The following is an 18,776-nucleotide window of genomic DNA, read 5'->3' on the forward strand; positions in this document are numbered from 1 at the left end:
TCGTGGACGGTACGACCGAGGGAGCCAGATCCACAAGAGGTGGCGCCGGATTGTTTCGCTCGACTTTCCAGAACGTTACCTGTCGATGCGCCTGACCATGGACGTTCGCGCCATCGCGGGGCAGGTGGGTGGACTCTCTGTGACGTACCTGTGTCGCAGAGCTGGTCATTGACCGGGTTCTCTGGGGCTTCTAGCGTGGAATACGTTTACTGTGACGCTCAGGCTTGTCGCCGGCCGATCCCGGCGCCCCTCCCCAGGAGCAGCATGCATACGTCAGTGCCGCCGTTCGCCCTCTTCGCCATGAATCCGGTACATCTGCCCGAACTCTTCCCGCCTCCGCTGCTGACCCGCCTCCAGCAACTGGCGCGGGTCGACCTCACGCTCGTCGCCCAGGACTTCTCCGATCCCGCCGTGGCCGAGGCCCTGGGCCGCGCCGAGGTACTGGTCACCGGCTGGGGCTGCCCGCACCTCGGCGCGGAGGTACTGGCGGCGGCGCCGCGACTGCGCGCCGTCATGCACGCCGGCGGCAGCGTCCGCCACCTCGTGGGTGAGCCGTTCTGGGAGCGCGGTCTCACCCTCTCCAGCGCGGTGCGGGCCAACGCCCTGCCCGTGGCCGAGTACACGCTCGCCGCGATCCTGCTGGCCGGCAAGGACGCCTTCGGGCTGCGCGAACGCTTCCGGGCCGAGCACGTCTACCCCGCTGCGACGGAGTACGTGACGGTCGGCAACCTCGGCCGCCGGGTCGGTCTGATCGGCGCCTCCCGGGTGGGCCGCCGGGTCCTGGAACTGCTGCGGCCCTTCGAGCTGTCGGTGAGCCTCCACGACCCCTACGTCGACGCCGCCCAGGCCGCGGAACTGGGCGCGGTCCCGCTGGGCCTCGACGAGTTGCTGCGCACCAGTGACATCGTCAGCGTGCACGCCCCCGACACCCCGCAGACCCATCACATGCTCAACCGCGAGCGGCTGGCGCTCATCCCCGACGGCGGCGTCCTCATCAACACCTCACGGGGCGCCCTCGTCGACCACACCGCGCTCACCGAGGAACTGGTGAACGGCCGGCTCAGCGCGATCCTGGACGTCACCGACCCCGAGCCGCTGCCCGCGGACTCCCCGCTCTACCGCCTTCCGAACGTGTTCCTCACGCCGCACATCGCCGGCTCCCTCGGCAACGAACTGGCCCGCCTCGGCGGCACGGTGGTGACGGAACTGGAACGCCTGACGACGGGGCTGCCGCCTGCCCACCCGGTCCACCGGGCCGAACTGGCGATCAGCGCCTGAGGACTTCGACGCCCACCCGCCGGCCGAGGACGCCGCCCGCCCGCCCGGGCTCCCGCAACGCCGATCCCGTCGCACCCCACCCCACCCCAGCCCGTCCCTCTTCCCTCGGAGACACCCTTGAACACCATTCAGGCCGGACCGGTCCACCCCTCCCCACGTGCCGTCTCACCCCTGCGTCCCGCCTCCGCGGCCCGCATCGAGGGCGGCTTCTGGGCCGAACGTCGCCGGGTCAACGCCCGGATCTCCCTCGCCGAGGGCCCGGGGCGGCTGGAGCAGGCCGGCAACCTGGCCAACTTCCGTGCCGCCGCGGCCCCGCGCACCGACGGCGCGGACACCCCGTCCGGCACCGGCTTCTCCGGCGACTTCCAGTTCCAGGACTCCGACGTCTACAAGTGGCTGGAAGCCGCCTGCTGGCAGCTCGCGGACACTCCCGACGAGACACTCGCCACCGAGGTCGAAGCCATCGTCGAGCTGATCGCCGCCGCCCAGCGCGAGGACGGCTACCTCCAGACGTACTACCAGCTCGGCGGCGGCATTCCCTGGACCGAGCCGGGCTGGGGACACGAGCTGTACTGCGCGGGACATCTGATCCAGGCCGCCGTGGCGCACCACCGGGCCACCGGTTCCGACCGGCTGCTCGCCGTGGCCCGCCGGCTCGCGGACCACATCGACTCCGTCTTCGGCCCTGGCAAGCAGGTGGACACCGTCTGTGGCCATCCCGAGGTGGAGACCGCCCTCGTCGAACTCCACCGGACGACCGACGAGAAGCGGTACCTGGACCTCGCCCGCTACTTCCTGGAACGCCGCGGTCACGGCACCCTCTCCTCCGGCGCCGACCGGGGCCACGACCGCGACCCGGGGCCCGAGTACTGGCAGGACCACACGCCGGTCCGCGCGGCGGACGAGGTCACCGGCCACGCCGTACGCCAGCTCTACCTCCTCGCCGGAGCCGCCGACCTGGCCGCGGAGACCGGCGACACGGAACTCCGCACGGCGCTGGAGCGGCTGTGGCGGGACATGGTCACGACCAAGACCTACCTCACCGGCGCCGTCGGCTCCCGGCACGACTGGGAGGCCTTCGGCGACGCCCACGAACTGCCGGCCGACCGCGCCTACGCCGAGACCTGCGCCGCCATCGCCTCCGTCCACTTCTCCTGGCGCATGGCCCTGCTCACCGGCGAGGCCCGCTACTCCGACCTCGTCGAGCGCACCCTGTTCAACGGCTTCCTGGCCGGCGCCGGTCTCGACGGCCGCACCTGGCTGTACGTCAACCCGCTTCATCGGCGGGCCCGTTCACACGAACGCCCCGGCGACCAGACCGCCCACCGCACCCCCTGGTTCCGCTGCGCGTGCTGCCCGCCCAACGTCATGCGCCTGCTCGCCGGGCTCCCGCACTACCTGGCCACAGCCGACGACAGCGGTCTGCAACTGCACCAGTACGCCACGGGCGTCTACGGCGGCGACGGCCTCACCGTACGGGTGACGACGGAGTATCCGTGGGAGGGCACGGTGACCGTCACCGTGGACGAGGCTCCCACCGCCCTGCCGCGCACGCTCTCCCTACGCCTGCCGGCGTGGTGCGCCGACCACACCCTGACCGTGAACGGCACCACCGTCGAAGACGGGGCCGACTCCGGCTGGCTGCGCATCACCCGCGCGTTCACCCCCGGCGACACCGTCCGCCTCGACCTCGCGATGCCGGCCCGGCTCACCGTCCCTTCCTCACGCGTCGACGCCGTCCGGGGCTGCGCCGCCGTCGAACGCGGTCCGCTGGTCTACTGCCTGGAGCGGACCGACCAACCGGGGCGCCTGGACCCGGACACGATCGCTGTGCCGCCGGACACGCCACTGACCGTGCGCAGCCGCCCCGAACTGCTCGGCGGGGTGCGAACGGTGAGCGTCGCGGGGAACCGGCTCCGCGCCGACGATACGTCCGGCGACTGGCCCTACCTGCCGTACACGTCGGCGACTTCCGGCGAACCCCACGAGAGCGTCGAGCTGACGGCGGTGCCGTACTACGCCTGGGCCAACCGCGAGCCGGGCGCCATGCGGGTCTGGCTGCCGCTGGCCGCCCGCGGGTAGACGTCGGCGCGGTCAACATGCCCGCAGTAATCGTTTACCAAGATTCGGGAACCGGTCGCACCCTTCTGTGTCCGCGAGGATGCTCAGTGCAGTAACGTCAAGGTGTGACAGCGAACGGAAACGGTTCTCCCCCAACGCCCGCCTCCCAGGCTTCTAGGCGTCGGCGCAAGAACCAGGCAGGTGAAGAGCGCCCCAGCACGATTCGCGATGTCGCCGAACGGGCGGGGGTGTCGGTAGCAACCGTTTCCAGGGCCCTGGCCGGCAACTATCCCGTGTCGGCCGCCACCCGGGAGCGCATCATGGCTGCCGTGGAGTCGCTGCACTACGTGGTGAACGTCCACGCCAAAGCCCTCTCCGGTCGGGTGGCCGGTCCCGTCGCACTGGTCCTGCGGGACATCACCGGGCCGTCGCTGGCCCATGTCGCCGCCGGGGTCGAGCAGGAGGCGGCCCTGCGGGGCCGGCTGAGCCTGGTCTGCGCCACTCACGGAGACACTGCCCGCGAGGACGACCTGGTGCAGTTGATGCGCGAGCAGCACGCGGCCGCGGTGGTCCTCGTCGGCGGGGCAGTGCAGGACGAGGTCTACTTCCAGCGCATGACCGAGTACGCGCGCGCCCTGGACGCCGCCGGGTCACGTCTGGTCCTGGTCGGCCGCCCGCCCCTGCCCGGGCATCACCCAGTCACCGTCGTGGACTACGACAACCGCGGAGGCGCCTTCCAGGCCGCAGACCATCTGTTCGTCCAAGGCCACCGGCGCGTCCTCTTCCTGGGCGGCGACCCACAACTCAGTACGGGGGCGCAACGGAGGGAGGGCTACCTCCACGCCCTGCGCGCGCACGGCGTGGAGTACGCGGAAGAACTGGACGTCCCCGGTCCGTACACCCGCGTCTCCGGCTACCAGCGCACGAGGGACGCGCTGAAGGCGGGGGTCGATTTCACGGGCGTCCTCGCGGGGACGGACATGGTGGCCCTCGGTGCGTTGGCCGCGCTCCGCGACGCCGGCCTGAACGTCCCCCGGGACATCTCCCTGGTGGGCTTCGACGACGTCCCCTTCGCCTCGGACCTGACCCCGTCGCTCACGTCGGTCCGGGTGCCGTACGAGGATCTCGGCAGAACAGCGGTCCGGCTCGCCCTGGAGCACAGCGAACGCATCAGCGGCGACGACCATGTCGTCCTCAGTACGCAACTGGTGATCCGTCAGTCCGTACGCCGCCCCCGTCCGTAAGGCCGTTGAGACTCCTCGTCCGTTCGGTCGGGAACCCTGGACGGCGGGAACAACTCCGCAGATCCCGCCCTGGGTCACTCCGCCCCCGCCAGGGCAATATCACCCAGTCCCGCAGTCCTCTTGGCAACCTCCCACTTCGTTCATACCGACTTCCACTCCAGAAAGAGGCCCGCAGCGGTGTACTCCCGCAGCCCGGACCACCACCCATCCACAATAGCGAGGGCAACGACCAACGCAGCACTTCGTGCGCAAGTCGCAGCCGGGGCGAGTGCAAACCCTCCGTCAACGCATTGGGTGCCCGTGTCTCCAGCCTGCCGGTGGCCCTTCGTCCTCTCACCCGGCGGAGGAGTTGGACAGCACGCGACGCAGACGCCCGGCGCACCCTGTCGTGAGCGCGCCGGGCGTCTATCCCCCGTTTGACCGTAGACGAGAAACTACTTGACGTCAGGCGACCGTCACGTCCACGGGATCCGATTCGGTCGATCCCCTCGCGTTGGTAAGGACGACCTTCAGGCTGTGCTTGCCCTTCGGAACCCCGGACAGAGCTACCTGAGGCGACTGTGCGTTCGGCGAATCGGCGGCCAGCTGGCCCTCACCGACGACTGCCCCGTCGAGGTAGAAGGTGTACGAGGTGGCGTTGGTGCCCCACCACAGGTTCGCGGTGGCGGTGAAGGTGCCGTCCTTGTCCCAGTTGTCGTGGCTGACCACGGGCTTGCCCGGGGCGGCATCCGTGACCGTGACAGTCGTGGTGTTCGTGGACGTGGTGCCCTTCGAGTTGATCAGTTCGGCCCGGTACGCGTAGGTGCCGTTGGGCCTGTCCTTGAATTCGGTCACGACTGACTGCGAGGTGCCGCTGACTGTCGTGGGCACCCGCGCGGCGACGAGCTTGTCGTTCTCGTAAAGACGGAAGAAGCTGCCTGGCGTGCCGTGCCAAAGGTTCATCTTCACGCTGTAGTTGCCGTCATGGAGGCCGTGGGTCCACCCGCTGGTGTTCGACAGGGTGCCGGCGCCAGCAGCCGAGGAAGCGGAGACGAAGTTCCGCAGAGCGTCGCGCGTGGCGTAGTACGCGGGCTTGGGGTTGTACTCCTCGTCGAACATGAGGGGCTTCGCGCCCGGCAGCCACGTGTAGGCGTGCTTGTCGGTGAAGCCCCAGAAGCTGATGTCCCGGATTCCGGCCGCCAGCGCCTCGGCCATGACGTCCCCGTAGATCTGCGTCTGCTGATCCACGTCGTAGGTGTGCACGTCGAGTTCGGTGATCGCGACTTCGAGTCCGAGCTTCTGGTAGGACTTCGTCATCTCTGTGATGACTCCGGGCTCGGGACCCGCCTGTGTCTCGTGCATCTCGAAGCCCACCCCGTCGATGGGCACACCGTCGGCGACCATGCCGGCCACTAGGTCGTAGAGCTCCTGGCGCTTCGCCGGGTAGAACTCCACCAACGCCTCGTTGATGAACAGCTTCGCCTCGGGGTCAGCGGCGTGCGCGATCCGGAACGCTTCCGCGATGTAGTCCTCGCCGAGCACCTCGTAGAAGTGGTTCGGCGCGAGGCCGGTGCCGCCGAAGGTGGAGAACGGCTCGGTCATCACGTCCCACCGGTCCATCTTTCCGGCGTAGCGGTCCATGATCGTGTTGAAGTGAGTCTTCATGACCGCGCGCAACTCGTCCGGGTCGGTGACGTCGGTCACGTATTCCGGGTTGCAGCACTGGGAGATGAGCCCGTGTCCCTTGACTACCATGTCGTTGTCTTCAACGAAGTCGACGAGCCGGTCGAGGCCCCCGAACTCGAAGTCGCCCTCCGTGGGCTGGACGAATTTCCACTTCAGCTCGTTCTCGGGAGACAAGCTGTTGAACTGTTCCGCCAGCACCTCGCCGAACTTCGGTTCGTCGAGATAGGTGGGGTTGGTCGCCCCCGAGCCGATGAGGATTCCCTCCTTCGCTGCCAGTTCGCGGAGGGTCGCGTCTGAATCAGCTGAGGCGCCGGTGGTGGGGAGGGCCACGGTCAAGAGCCCTATGGTGACAGTTGCGAGCGCCGCGCCGATGCGGTGCATTCTCATTGAATGGTGTCTCGCTTTCCTGTTGAAGGATGGTCCGAGGGCACGCTGCGGTATCCGGACGACGTGGACCGTACGCTGTCTCCCGGCGGCCCACGAACGCGGCTCGGCCCGAGACCGCCTCTGCGGGTGTGCAGAATGCGGAAATTGAGGGTGGTCGCTCAGCGGCCGGCGAGGGCCGGGACGACCTTCGTGGCACACAATTCCGCGAACCAGTGCGCGCTCAGTTTCGGAATGCGCTCGTGGGTGTCGTAGTCGACCCGGATGATGCCGAACCGCGGGCCGTATCCCATGACCCATTCGAAGTTGTCGAGCAGCGACCACACGAGGTACCCGACAACGCGGGCGCCCCTCTCGCGAGCACGATGAGCCGCCGTGACGTGATCGATGAGGAACTGTGTTCGGTCGCGGTCGACGACCACGCGCCGGCCACCCGAGTCGTCGACCACGTCCTCGAAGGCCGCGCCGTTCTCCATCACCATGATCGGCAGTTCGGGGAACTCCTTGGAAAGGGCGACCAGATGATCCTCGAGGCCTCGTGGTTCGATCCCCCAGTCCATCACCGTTCGCGCCAGCTCGTCGCGGCGGACGAACTCGATGCGCTCCGAGCCCGGGAAGGGCGTGCCGCCGGAGCTTTCGGCGCTGGGGTCGAAGTCCTGATTCAGACGTACGTGCATGACCTCGTAGTAGTTGACGCCGAGCAGGTCGATGGGCTGGTGGCAGATCTCCAAGTCGCCCGGCAGAACGAAGCTCCAGTCGGTGAAAGCCCGGGTGTCTTGCAGCAGATCGGCCGGATAGTTCCCGCGGAGCATGGGCCCTGTGAACACGCGGTTGGCCACAGCGTCGAACCGACGCGCGGCTTCGGCGTCCTCGGGGGTCTCGGCTTCGATGCGGAAGATGTTGAGCACCACGGAAATCTGTGCTTCGGCATTGGTCACGGTGCGCCGCAGTGCTGCCACCGCGAGTCCGTGGGAAAGGTTGAGGTGGTGCGCAGCCTTGAGCGCATCTGCATGGCTCTTACCGCCAGGCGCGAACACGCCATTGCCGTACCCGGCGAAGGAGTTGTTCCACGGCTCGTTGTGGGTTGACCAGACGGCGACCCGGTCCCCGAGGGCCGCCCCCACGATCTCCGCGTACTTCTCGAAGGCGAATGCGGTTTCCCGCCCTCGCCAGCCGCCGTAGCGATCCTCCAATGCCTGCGGGAGGTCCCAGTGGTTGAGCGTCACGATCGGCTTGATGCCGCGTGCGAGCAGTCCGTCGACGAGGCGCGAGTAGAACTCCAGACCCTCCGGATTCGCTTCGCCCTCGCCCGTGGGCATCACGCGCGGCCAGGAGATGGAGAACCGGTAGGCGTCGAGGTGGAGCGAGGCCATCAGGTCGAGATCGACCTCGACGCGGTGATAGTGGTCCGCGGCGACGTCCCCGGTCGCCCCCTCAGCAGTCTTCCCCGGGGCGTGGCTGAACGTGTCCCAGATGGACGAGCCTCGACCGCCCTCCCTCGCGCCACCCTCGATCTGGTACGCGGCGGTCGCGGCGCCGAGGATGAAGTCGGGCGGGAACGCCAAGTGCCCGCGGTCGATGGAGTCGCGATACATGGATCAGCCTCTCTGGTGACGTGGCGCCAAAACCTATCACCTGAACTGTTATCGGCACAGGGTTGCGTCAAGGCGAACTGCGACTTCACATTCGCGATGACTTCCGCTGCCGAACATCCACGTTGACCTGAGGGGAAGACGGCGATCGACTCACGATGGGCGTGCTTCTGCAGGGATCGACCAATCGGCGCACTTCGGACCAAGCCGTTTCGCCGTCACGGCAGTTGCGGGTGCGTACGGCAACGACGGCAGCCGACGAGGCGCTTGCCAACGCTGACCAGCGCAGGGCTGCCTGAACGCCACAGGTCCTGACCGACCATGGCCGGTGTCGGTGCGGTCCCTGGGCTGGTGCCGTCAGGCAGAGCGCCCCAGGTCGGGCGTAAGGTGGCCGTCGGGTTGCGGCTGGACGGCTCCGGCAGCCGGCGCTTGGAGGGTCTCGGTGGTGCGTCGCGGGTGACGAGCGCGGATGTCGCGCGGGAGTCAGGCGTGTCGCGGTCAACGGTGAGCTTCGTACTCAACTACGTGCCGAAACAGACCATCCCGGAAGCGACGCGACAGAAGGTTCTGGCGGCTGCCGAGCGGTTGGGTTACACCCCGAACGGGCCCACGCAGGCACTGTCGCGAGGACGCGGCAGCACTGTGCTGCTGCGCCTGCCGGACTTTCCGCCCAGCTCGATCGTCGCCGAGCTCGATCGGGGATTGGCCTCGCAAGGATTGATGCTGGTGACCCATACGGCCAGCCCGGGCCGCCAGCCGGCTCTATCGCTGGCCGCCCCGGTCGCGGTACCGGGACTGACCCCCTTCGACGCAAGGCAAGTCGTCGCATTTCAGGCACGCGGCGCCCGGGTGGTACTGCCAGGACCCGACGACCCGCCGCCTCCCCGTGACGACGCGGGCCGCGTCGTCGGCGCGGCCCAGGCGACCCACTTGGCCTGGCGCGGCACCGTCCGCATCGGCTACGTCCACCCCGCCGATCCCCGGCTCGGACCGATGTCCGACCGGCGCCACGCGGGCGCCGACGAAACAGCGCGCCGGCTCGGCCTGCCTATGGTGCCCTCGCGTCGCATGCCCGACGACGGGGACTTCACGCCGATACTGCGCAGTTGGCCGGCACAAGCGCCCGTCACCGCGATCGCCGCGTTCAACGACGACGTCGCCCTGGCGATCTTGAACGCCGCGTGGGTTCTGGGCGTGGAAGTTCCCTCCGAGCCGGCCGTGATCGGCGCGGACGACATCGCGGCCGCCCGGTACGCCTGCCCACCGCTGACTACGATCCGCGGCTCCAACAAGCCCTTTGGGGCCATGCTGGCCGGGTGGGTTCTGCAGCGGCTCGACGCCGGCGGAGTCGCGCCCCCCAGCTCGGACGAACCTCCGGTGTGGACACCGGACATCGTGGCCCGAGCGTCCGCCTGACCGGTTCTCCAATGTCGGAGTCTGCAGCCAAGGAGCCCTCACGGGTGCGGCCACCGTGGCCGTCATACCCGGCGCCACAGAGCCGAAGGTCAAGGCAGTTGTGCTCTTCGGCAACCCCATCCGCGGGTTCCCGACCTACCGTCAGGTGACCGGCACCTACCAGGCACGCACGCTCGACGACTGCGCGACCGGCGACCCGATCTGTGGCGGCGGGACGGACTCCGCCGCCCACGGCGCCTACTCCCAACCGCAACACAACGACTCCGCCGCGGAGTTCATTGCGGCACGCATGTGACGCAACATCCACAGTCCGACAACGGATGCGAGTCATGAGCACCGCTGAGACCGCCGCCTGACGGCCGCTTGCGCCTCCGGCTTCGCGCGCGAGCGGAGCCGGAGGTCTTCATCAACCCGGCGGACCGTGAACGACGCTCAGTCGGAGTCGTCGTCGCGGCGGTTGGAGTCGTCCGAAGCCGCCTGCTGCACCCAGTGCGCCCGAGCAGCAGCCACGAGCCGCCAGAAGGCGTCGATGGCCTCGACGACATCCAGGTCGTCCCGGTATCGCCGCTGGATCTGGAGCCCGTCCTGCAGGGCGGTCCCCAGCGTGGCGATCATCTCCGGGCTGATCCCCATCGGGGCACCTTCGGGCGCCTCAGGGCCGGGGTCGAGCGTGAGTGTCTGGGCTGCCTGGTAGTGCTCGACGAAGTACGGGTGCGCCGGATGATCGCGATCAATCGCCTCGGCCGAGAGGATGATGTACAGGGACGTCAGTCCCTCGTGCTCCGCGGAGTGACGCGCGACCTCGCGGGACCGCGTAGCGACATCGGTGGCGTGCTGCTCCGACAGGTAGTCGGCAACGGACGAATCGCGCAAGTTGAGCACTTCGACCAGGAGTTCTTCCTTGTCGGCGAAGTGGTGGAGAAGCCCTGTCTGTGTCAGGCGCATCCGCCTGGCGAGCTCACGCATCGACGAGTGTGCGTATCCGGATTCAGCAAAGAGCTCGGCTGCAGCGGCGACGATCTCCCGGCGGCGCTGGAGCCCCTTGCGATAGGGCCCCCGAGGCCCGGTGCTTTCCGCCATGCCTTCAACATACAGCGACGCGGCGGCCCGTTTGACCTGGGTGTGGGCGTGACGATGAAAACTCCACAAAAACTTGTCAGGTGAACTGTGTTACGTGATACTGACGGCCACCGCCACTCCGAGACGACATCTCAGCCGGGGACGCAGCGGCATACACGACGTTCGGGTGACGGGGTTCGCGCACGTCTCAGGAGCGTGGTGCGGCCGGGGGGGGCGGCTCCTTGCCGCCGCAACATCGCGGCACACCGCCTGGAAATAAGGAGTACAGATGCGATCCATTCGAAGGTCCCTCGCTGTGCTTGCAGCGGTCGCATTGACCGCCGTCACCGCCGGGTGCGGATCCAGCGACGAGGGCGATGCCGGCGGCAAGATCACCCTCAACGTCTCGACGTTCAGCGAGTGGGGTTACAGCGGCCTGCTGAAGGAGTACCAGAAGCTCCACCCCGACATCACGATCAAGCACAACCGCTTCGCCACGAGTGATGAGGCCAAGGAGCAGTTCCAGACCGCGCTCGGCGCGGGCTCGGGTCTCGCCGATGTCATCGGTGTCGACAACAGCTGGATGCCGCAGATCCTCAAGTACCCGGACAACTTCGTGGATCTCTCCTCACCGAAGGTCGAGGGCCGCTGGCTGGACTGGACAACGAAGATCGCCACCACGGACGACGGCAAGCTGCTCGGATACGCGACGGACCTGGGACCGCAGACGATCGCCTACCGCGCCGACCTGTTCAAGGAGGCCGGTCTGCCGAACGACCGCGAGGAGGTCGCCAAGCTCTTCGGTGGCGACAACGCGACATGGGACGACTTCTTCGCCGTCGGCGAGAAGTTCAAGGCCGCCAAGACAGGTCCGGCGTTCTACGATGCGTCGGCCTCGGTGGCGACCGGCTGGACCGACCAGTACGAGGTGCTCTGGGAGGACCCCAAGAACGGCGAGATCATCGCCGGCGAGAACAAGGACCTCCGGAACATCTACGACACCGTGATGTCGCATGAGGGCCTGTCCGCAGACCTCGCGCGGTTCAGTGAGGACTGGGTCAGCGCATTCCAGAAGGACAAGTTCGCGGTGATGCTCGCGCCTTCGTGGATGCTCGGCGTCATCAAGGGCAATTCGGCCGGGGTCAAGGGCTGGGATATCGCCGACGTCTTCCCCAACGGCGGTGTCAACAGCGGCGGTTCGTACCTCAGCGTGCCGAAGCAGTCCAAGCACCCCGAGGAGGCGCAGGCGCTGGCGGAGTGGCTCACCGCCCCGGAGCAGCAGATGAAGGCGTTCAAGGCGTCGGGCAACTTCCCCAGCCAGGTCGAGGCCCAGAAGAGCCCTGAGATGCAGAAGGTGACCGAACCCTTCTTCAACGATGCGCCCGTAGGAAAGGTCCTCGCCGAGCGCGCGTCGAACATCAGCGTGGTCCCGTACAAGGGTGACAACTACTTCGCGATCACAGCGGCATTCAACGACGCGGTCAACCGTGTCTCGGTCGACAAGACCCACTCCGCCAAGGAGTCATGGGACATGTTCGTCGAGGGACTGGACTCGCTGAAGTGATCGGTTCGTCCGCGCGCTCGGGGGCGCCCTCCGCGGACGGCGCCCCCGATTCACCATCGGAGGAAGAGCGCATGGTCCGTCCGGCAGGGAGCGCGTCACCCCGTGGTGATGCCTCACCTCCACACACGCCCTCGCCCTGGCATCAGCGTCTGGGCCGCTGGGACATGAAGGCGTCGCCGTACGCCTATATCTCCCCGTTCTTCATCCTGTTCGGGATCGTCGGCCTGTTCCCGCTGCTGTACACCGCCTACGTCTCGCTGCACGACTGGGACCTCATCGGTGGGCAGAGCGAATTCGTCGGGCTCGACAACTTCACCTTTATCCTCGACCAGCCGGTCTTCTGGGATGCGATGGGCAACACCGTCAGCATCTTCCTGCTCTCGACGGTCCCCCAGATTCTGATCGCCCTCGTACTTGCCAGCCTCCTGCACGCGAACATTCGTGCGCGCACCTTCTGGCGGATGGGGGTACTGCTGCCGTACGTGATCGCTCCGGTCGCCGTGACGCTGATCTTCTCGCGCATGTTCGCGGACCAGTCCGGTCTGGTGAACGCGCTTCTCGAGCAGCTGGGCATGGATCCGATCGGATGGCACCGGGACAGCCTTCCGGCGCACATCGTCATCGCAAACATGGTCAACTTCCGGTGGACCGGCTTCAACACCCTCGTGCTGCTTGCGGCGATGCAGGCGATCTCCCGTGACCTGTACGAGGCGGCGATCCTCGACGGCGCGGGGCGGATTCGACAGTTCTTCTCCGTCACGGTGCCGTCCGTGCGTCCGACGCTCATCTTCGTCGTGATCACGTCCACGATCGGCGGGCTGCAGATCTTTGACGAGCCGCGTCTGTACGACACGCAAGGGCTCGGCGGCAGTTCAGGGCAGTGGAAGACGATCACTCTGTACCTGTACGAACTCGGCTGGAACCAGCAGCGACTGGGCCGTGCAGCGGCCGTCGCGTGGCTGCTCTTCCTGCTGATCATCGCATTCGCTCTGGTCAGCAACTGGCTGTCGCGCCGCATCGCTTCCGGAGACGACGCCACGGCCGGCTCCCGGCAGACGCGCCGTGCCGCCCGACGCAGCGCACCGAGCGCAGCAGCTCGTACGCCCGACTCCTCCGCACCGTCCGGTGCCACGCCCGGGAGCAGCACGTGACCCCTCCTTCCATCCCGTACATCGAGCAGACGTCCGGTCGTGGAGCCGCCCGTGCGGCGCGCCGTCGGCGTGGACGGAACGACGGCGCTGTGCGCCGACCGGGAAAGACGACCTACGTCATCCTCACTCTGGTCGCGCTCATTTCGATCTTCCCGCTCTACTACGCGCTCCTGCTCGCGTCCTCGACGTCGGCAGAGGTCGCGCAGAACCCGATCCCCTCGCCGATCCCGGGCGGGCAGCTGGCCGACAATCTCACGCGGGTCTTCGAGTCGGACATCGACCTGCCGCGCGCGGTCTGGAACTCGGTCTTCGTCTCGGTGACAACGGCCCTCGCCGTCGTGTTGGTGTCCACGTTGGCCGGCTTCGCCTTCTCGAAGCTCCGGTTCAAGGGACGTGCCGGCCTCCTCACATTCGTGGTGGGCACCATGGCGGTACCCACTCAGCTCGGGGTCGTGCCGTTGTTCATCGTCATGCGCGAGATGGGCCTGACGGGAAGCCTCTGGGCGGTCATCATCCCCGGTATCGCCTCCGCCTTCGGCGTGTTCTGGATGACGCAGTACCTCCAGTCGGCGCTGCCCTATGAGCTCATCGAGGCAGCCCGCATCGACGGGGCATCAACGTTCCGGATCTTCCGCTCCATCGTGCTGCCGGCCGCCAGGCCCGCGGCCGCCATGCTGGGCCTGTTCACCTTCATCGGGGCGTGGACCCAGTACTTCTGGCCGTCGATCGTGCTCGGCACGACCAATCCGACACTCCCCGTCGCGCTGCAACTGCTGCAGGCCGGGTTCTTCAAGGACATCCCCCTCATCATGACCGGCGTTCTCGTGTCCGTGGTGCCGCTTCTCGTGCTGTTCGCCGTACTCGGCAGGCAGTTGGTCGCAGGCGTCATGCAGGGAGCCGTCAAGGGGTGACCCGCCCGCACCGCACTGCCGGACCGGGACATGTGCCGGTGCACTGACACGGTGCACGGCCCCGACCGCCCCGAGGGGGCCTGCACCCAGGCCCCGGGAACGAAATCGAGAGGAACTCCCACCACTCATGCCTGCGACGACTGCATCGGGCAGTACCACCTTCCGCGATCTCAACGGCAACGGGCGCATGGAGCCCTACGAGAACCCGCGGCTCAGCGCCGAGGAACGCACGGAAGATCTGTTGACCCGGCTCTCGCTCGAAGAGAAAGTCGGTCTGCTCTTCCACACAGTCATCGAGATGGGCCCGGGAGGCACCGTCCTCGAAGAGCCCGGTGCGATCAGCAAGTCACCCACCAGCGAGGTGATCCTGGGCAGGGGGATCAGCCACTTCAACACGCACCGAATCGAAGACCCTCGGGCAGCCGCACGGTGGCACAACGCGATCCAGCGGCTCGCAGAGAAGACCCCGCACGGCATCCCGGTCACGATTTCCAGCGACCCTCGACACGGATTCCTGGAGAACATCGGGGCTTCCTTCACTGCAGGTCCGTTCTCGCAGTGGCCCGACGCCCTCGGCCTTGCGGCACTGCGCGACCCGGACACCGTGCGCGAGTTCGCGCGCCGGGTGCGCGAGGAGTACCGCGCCGTCGGCATCCGCATGGCACTGCATCCTCAGGTCGACCTCGCCAGCGAACCCCGCTGGGCACGCCAACTCCAGACGTTCGGCGCCGACACCGATCTCGTGGTCGCCTACACGCGCGCGTACCTCGAAGGTTTCCAGGGCGCGGCGCTCGACTCAACGAGCATCGCCTGCGTCACCAAGCACTTCCCCGGCGGCGGCGCGCAGCTGGACGGCGAGGATGCGCACTTCCCGTACGGTCGCGAGCAGGTCTACCCGGGTGGTGCGTTCGAGGAGCACCTCCGTCCGTTCGTCACCGCCGTCGAGCACGGCACCGCCGCGGTCATGCCCTACTACGGCATGCCGGTCGGTCTTGAGATCGACGGCGAACCGATCGAGGAGGTCGGGTTCGGGTACAACAAGCAGATCCTCACCGGGCTGCTGCGCGAGCGGCTGGGCTTCGACGGGCTGATCGTCACGGACTGGGAGCTGGTGAACGACAACCACGTCGGGGACCAGGTCCTGCCCGCACGCGCGTGGGGGGTTGAAGAGCTCGACGCCCGCGAGCGCATGGTCAAGATCCTCAATGCCGGCGCGGACCAGTTCGGCGGTGAACAGTGCACGGATCTCCTGCTTGAGCTCGTACGGGATGGCGTCGTCCCGGAGAGCAGGATCGACGAGTCGGCGCGCCGCGTCCTGCTGATCAAGTTCCGGCTCGGTCTGTTCGACAACCCTTTCATCGACGAAGATGCCGCCGTGGCCGTTGTGGGCAACGCCGAGACCCGGCGGGTCGCCCTGGAGACACAGTCCCGTTCCGTCACCGTCCTGAAGAACTCCGTGGTCGAAGGAAGGCCAGTGCTTCCGCTCGCCGTGGGCGCGCGCTTGTACGCGGAGGGGATCGATCCGGAGGTCCTCGGCCGGGAGTTCACCCCCGTGACGACGCCGCAGGAGGCAGAACTGGCCATCGTGCGCATCGACGCACCGTTCGAGCCGCGGGACGACCTGTTCCTGGAGTCGTATTTCCACCAGGGGTCTCTTGACCTGCCCCCCGGCCTCGTACACCGACTGCGTAGGATCGCCCACTACGCCCCGCTGATCGTGGATGTCGCCTTGGACCGCCCGGCCATCCTCACGCCGCTCGTCGACGCGCTCGCCGGACTGACCGTCACCTTCGGTGTCTCGGATGACGCTCTGCTCACCGCCCTCACCGGCCGCATCGCTCCGGAGGGCAAACTTCCCGTCGAGCTTCCGCGGTCGATGCAGGCCGTACGAGAGTCCGCGCCGGACGCGCTGGCGGACACCGCCGACCCGCTGTTCCCCCTGGGATCGGGGCTGGAGATCTGATGTCCCGTTCGTGGAACCCGCACTCGCACAGAAGGATCACGTCATGACCGACGCACGTTCCCGCGCCATCGAGTTGCTCGGTCGCATGACCCTGCACGAAAAGGTCGCGCAGCTGACGTCGCTGATCCCGACAATGCTCTTCGACGCCAAAGGCATCCGCCCGGACGTCGCCGCGGCCAAGCTGGCGAATGGCATCGGCTACATCGAACCGCACATGGGGGGCTTTCCGGCGAACGCGGCCGAACTCGCCCGGCTCAACAACGCGGTACAGCGCCACCTGGTCGAGAACACCCGCCTGGGCATTCCCGCGATCATGCACATCGAGGCGCTGAACGGTGTGAACGCCCCCACCTTCACATCCTTCCCCACCGCGATCGCCCTCGCGGCCACCTGGGACACCACCGGGGTGGGCGAGATGGCCGCACTGACCCGTCGGCAGATGCGATCCGTGGGCCTGCACCACGCCCTGTCGCCGCTGCTCGACATCGCCCGCGACGCGCGATGGGGCCGAGTTCACGAGACGTACGGCGAGGATCCATACCTGGTCAGCGCGCTGGGAGTGTCCTTCGTACGCAATCTTCAAGGCGAGTCGCTGCTGGACGGGGTCATCGCCACCGGCAAGCACTTCCTCGGCTACGCAATGAGTGAGGCCGGTCTCAACATGGCGACCGTGCCGATGGGAGCGCGCGAGCTGCGGGAGGTGTACGCGCGCCCCTTCGCCGCCGCCATCCAGCTCGCGGGACTGGGCTCGATCATGAACTCGCTCGCCGACTGGGACGGAGTGCCCGCTGCCGCCGACCCTCGGGTGTTCCGCAAGATGTTGCGCGACCAACTCGGGTTCAACGGCACCGTCGTGTCGGACTGGCTGTCGATCGAGAACCTCGTGACCCATCATCGCGCCGCGCGCGATGCACGCGAAGCGGGCGTGCTCGGCATGCGGGCCGGCATCGACGTGGAAATGCCCGAGCCGTTCGGCTACGGCGACAACCTCGTCGAGGCCGTCCGCGACGGCGAGATTCCCGAAACGACCGTCGACGAGTCGGTCCTCCGCGTACTGACGCACAAGTTCCAACTGGGCCTGTTCGAGAACCCCTACGTGGAAACCGACCCGGTGGAGATCATGTCCGTGGCGCAGGAGGGCCGCGACCTCTCCCTGCGTCTTGCGCGCGAGTCCGTCACGCTCCTCAAGAACGACGACGGGGTGCTCCCACTCAGCGGCGCCCCGCGCATCGCGGTCGTCGGACCTCATGCCGAGGCTGTGGGCACGGCCTTCGCCCCGTACACCTTCCCCTCCTTCATCGAGCTGACCCGAGCACTGCTGAACGGCAAGACGAGTTCCATGGTCGGTGTCGAAAACCTCGACTCCTTCGGCCCCGACGACGCCTACGTGCACGAGGAGATCGGCGACCTGCTCGCCATGAGCGAGGACGAGTTCGCGAGGTCGCGCTACGAAGCGGTCTCCCTGGCGGACGCCCTCCAAGCCGCGCTACCCGACTCCGAAATCCTCGTCGCAACTGGATGCGGAGTCACCGACGGGGCCGAGGGGATCGGCGCGGCAGTCGACGTCGCGCGTGATGCGGATGTCGTGGTCCTGGCACTGGGCGGCGTGGCGCGATGGTTCTTCGGTGAACGGACGGAGGGTGAGGGTGCGGACACCGCCGATGTGACGCTGCCGGATGTACAGCGTCGGCTCGTGCACGAGATCGCCGCGCTCGGCAAGACGACCGTCGGCGTGATCTTCTCGGGCCGCCCTCTCGCCCTTGGTGACGTCGAGCCCGAGCTCGACGCCATCCTGCTCGGGTACTACGGCTCGCAGTTCGGCACACCTGCCGTCGCGGAGATCCTCAGCGGCACGGCCGAGCCGCAGGGCCGCCTGCCGTACACGATCCCCCGCTCCAGCGGTCAGGTCCCCCTCCATGCGGGCCAGCGGTTCGGCAGCGGATACCGCCGTCGGGAAGGCGATCCGCACGGCGGATACGTGGACGAGTCCGCGGCACCGCTCTACCCGTTCGGGCACGGCCTGACGTATACCGAATTCGTCTACTCCGACCTCCAGCTGAGCAGCACGTCGATCGCACCCGACCGCACCGTCGAGGTCACCGCGACCGTCACGAACACGGGCGACCGCCCAGGCGTAGAACTCATGCAGCTCTACGTCGAGGACGATGCGCCCGGCGTGTCGAGGCCGGCGCTCCAGCTCGCGGGGTTCCATCGCCTCGAACTGCAGCCAGGGGATCAGGCGACGGTGAGATTCGCTCTGGAACTCCCGCTGCTGGCCTACCTGTCCCTGGACGACAGATGGGTCGTGGATCCGGGCCCGATGTGGATCTCGGTCGGCTCGTCGTCGAGTGACCTTCGCCTGCGCGGTCGCCTGGACGTCGTCGGTGACACCGTGGACGTCACGCGACGGAGGGTGTACCTGACCCACTCTGCACGGACCGCTCCTACGACGGGAACGTGACACGCGAGACCGCCGCCCCGCCAGCAG

General features: G+C 67.7%; 13 protein-coding genes. 10 read left to right on the top strand and 3 right to left on the bottom strand.

The features are described from left to right. Nucleotides 1-264 precede the first annotated feature (264 nt). The 3 genes from STRTUCAR8_RS24255 to STRTUCAR8_RS24265 all read left to right on the top strand — a co-directional run bounded on the left by STRTUCAR8_RS24255 (nucleotide 265) and on the right by STRTUCAR8_RS24265 (nucleotide 4,583). A complete protein-coding gene (locus tag STRTUCAR8_RS24255; RefSeq protein ID WP_173402937.1) occupies nucleotides 265-1,278 on the top strand; it encodes a hydroxyacid dehydrogenase in 1,014 nt (337 codons plus the stop codon). Between the two features lie 117 nt (nucleotides 1,279-1,395). Further along, a complete protein-coding gene (locus STRTUCAR8_RS24260; protein ID WP_006378894.1) occupies nucleotides 1,396-3,360 on the top strand; it encodes a glycoside hydrolase family 127 protein in 1,965 nt (654 codons plus the stop codon). 227 nt (nucleotides 3,361-3,587) lie between these two features. Further along, entirely contained in the window at nucleotides 3,588-4,583 is a 996-nt protein-coding gene (locus STRTUCAR8_RS24265) for a LacI family DNA-binding transcriptional regulator (protein ID WP_231885171.1), read from the top strand. A gap of 444 nt (nucleotides 4,584-5,027) precedes the next feature. Here STRTUCAR8_RS24265 and STRTUCAR8_RS24270 read toward each other — a convergent pair whose 3' ends face one another. Together STRTUCAR8_RS24270 and STRTUCAR8_RS24275 are read right to left on the bottom strand one after the other, a co-directional pair. Next, nucleotides 5,028-6,578, bottom strand: a complete 1,551-nt coding sequence (locus STRTUCAR8_RS24270) for an endo-1,4-beta-xylanase (RefSeq protein WP_231885299.1) — start codon at nucleotides 6,576-6,578, stop codon at nucleotides 5,028-5,030. A gap of 215 nt (nucleotides 6,579-6,793) precedes the next feature. Then, the gene (locus STRTUCAR8_RS24275) at nucleotides 6,794-8,227 is read right to left on the bottom strand and encodes a GH1 family beta-glucosidase (RefSeq protein WP_010354074.1); all 1,434 of its coding nucleotides are present in this window, start codon (nucleotides 8,225-8,227) and stop codon (nucleotides 6,794-6,796) included. A 396-nt stretch (nucleotides 8,228-8,623) separates the two neighbouring features. On the opposite strand from STRTUCAR8_RS24275, the gene STRTUCAR8_RS24280 reads away from it, so the two are divergent. Beyond that, nucleotides 8,624-9,640, top strand: a complete 1,017-nt coding sequence (locus STRTUCAR8_RS24280; RefSeq protein WP_231885170.1) for a LacI family DNA-binding transcriptional regulator — start codon at nucleotides 8,624-8,626, stop codon at nucleotides 9,638-9,640. Continuing rightward, nucleotides 9,522-9,935, top strand: coding sequence for a cutinase family protein (locus tag STRTUCAR8_RS55135; RefSeq protein ID WP_223786226.1), 414 nt, complete (start codon nucleotides 9,522-9,524; stop codon nucleotides 9,933-9,935). Before STRTUCAR8_RS24280 ends, STRTUCAR8_RS55135 begins: the two co-directional genes overlap by 119 nt. A gap of 137 nt (nucleotides 9,936-10,072) precedes the next feature. Here the strand turns inward: STRTUCAR8_RS55135 and STRTUCAR8_RS24290 are convergent, their stop codons facing one another. Further along, a complete protein-coding gene (locus STRTUCAR8_RS24290) occupies nucleotides 10,073-10,720 on the bottom strand; it encodes a TetR/AcrR family transcriptional regulator (protein ID WP_006379142.1) in 648 nt (215 codons plus the stop codon). A gap of 268 nt (nucleotides 10,721-10,988) precedes the next feature. On the opposite strand from STRTUCAR8_RS24290, the gene STRTUCAR8_RS24295 reads away from it, so the two are divergent. The 5 genes from STRTUCAR8_RS24295 to STRTUCAR8_RS24315 all read left to right on the top strand — a co-directional run bounded on the left by STRTUCAR8_RS24295 (nucleotide 10,989) and on the right by STRTUCAR8_RS24315 (nucleotide 18,749). Next, nucleotides 10,989-12,263, top strand: a complete 1,275-nt coding sequence (locus tag STRTUCAR8_RS24295) for an ABC transporter substrate-binding protein (RefSeq protein ID WP_006378806.1) — start codon at nucleotides 10,989-10,991, stop codon at nucleotides 12,261-12,263. Nucleotides 12,264-12,427: 164 nt separating this feature from the next. Further along, on the top strand, nucleotides 12,428-13,414 hold the full coding sequence (locus STRTUCAR8_RS24300) for a carbohydrate ABC transporter permease (RefSeq protein WP_006378862.1): 987 nt from the start codon (nucleotides 12,428-12,430) through the stop codon (nucleotides 13,412-13,414). Next, nucleotides 13,411-14,325: a carbohydrate ABC transporter permease gene (locus STRTUCAR8_RS24305; protein WP_029183909.1), complete on the top strand. Its 915-nt coding sequence runs from the start codon at nucleotides 13,411-13,413 to the stop codon at nucleotides 14,323-14,325. The genes STRTUCAR8_RS24300 and STRTUCAR8_RS24305 overlap by 4 nt, the downstream gene beginning before the upstream one ends. Before the next feature lie 127 nt (nucleotides 14,326-14,452). After that, nucleotides 14,453-16,288 carry a glycoside hydrolase family 3 protein gene (locus STRTUCAR8_RS24310; RefSeq protein WP_006378679.1) on the top strand — a complete coding sequence of 612 codons (1,836 nt, stop codon included), beginning with the start codon at nucleotides 14,453-14,455 and terminating at the stop codon, nucleotides 16,286-16,288. A 43-nt stretch (nucleotides 16,289-16,331) separates the two neighbouring features. Then, nucleotides 16,332-18,749 carry a glycoside hydrolase family 3 N-terminal domain-containing protein gene (locus tag STRTUCAR8_RS24315; RefSeq protein WP_223786224.1) on the top strand — a complete coding sequence of 806 codons (2,418 nt, stop codon included), beginning with the start codon at nucleotides 16,332-16,334 and terminating at the stop codon, nucleotides 18,747-18,749. Nucleotides 18,750-18,776: the final 27 nt, after the last annotated feature.

This window comes from Streptomyces turgidiscabies Car8, from assembly GCF_000331005.1.
GTDB lineage: Bacteria > Actinomycetota > Actinomycetes > Streptomycetales > Streptomycetaceae > Streptomyces > Streptomyces turgidiscabies.

Excerpts from the sequence above, each read along its gene's own strand:
- STRTUCAR8_RS24315 (WP_223786224.1), top strand. The coding sequence starts at position 16,332 with ATGACCGACGCACGTTCCCGCGCCATCGAGTTGCTCGGTCGCATGACC.
- STRTUCAR8_RS24300 (WP_006378862.1), top strand. The coding sequence starts at position 12,428 with ATGAAGGCGTCGCCGTACGCCTATATCTCCCCGTTCTTCATCCTGTTC.
- STRTUCAR8_RS24275 (WP_010354074.1), bottom strand. The coding sequence starts at position 8,227 with ATGTATCGCGACTCCATCGACCGCGGGCACTTGGCGTTCCCGCCCGAC.
- STRTUCAR8_RS24255 (WP_173402937.1), top strand. The coding sequence starts at position 265 with ATGCATACGTCAGTGCCGCCGTTCGCCCTCTTCGCCATGAATCCGGTA.
- STRTUCAR8_RS24290 (WP_006379142.1), bottom strand. The coding sequence starts at position 10,720 with ATGGCGGAAAGCACCGGGCCTCGGGGGCCCTATCGCAAGGGGCTCCAG.
- STRTUCAR8_RS24310 (WP_006378679.1), top strand. The coding sequence starts at position 14,453 with ATGCCTGCGACGACTGCATCGGGCAGTACCACCTTCCGCGATCTCAAC.
- STRTUCAR8_RS24295 (WP_006378806.1), top strand. The coding sequence starts at position 10,989 with ATGCGATCCATTCGAAGGTCCCTCGCTGTGCTTGCAGCGGTCGCATTG.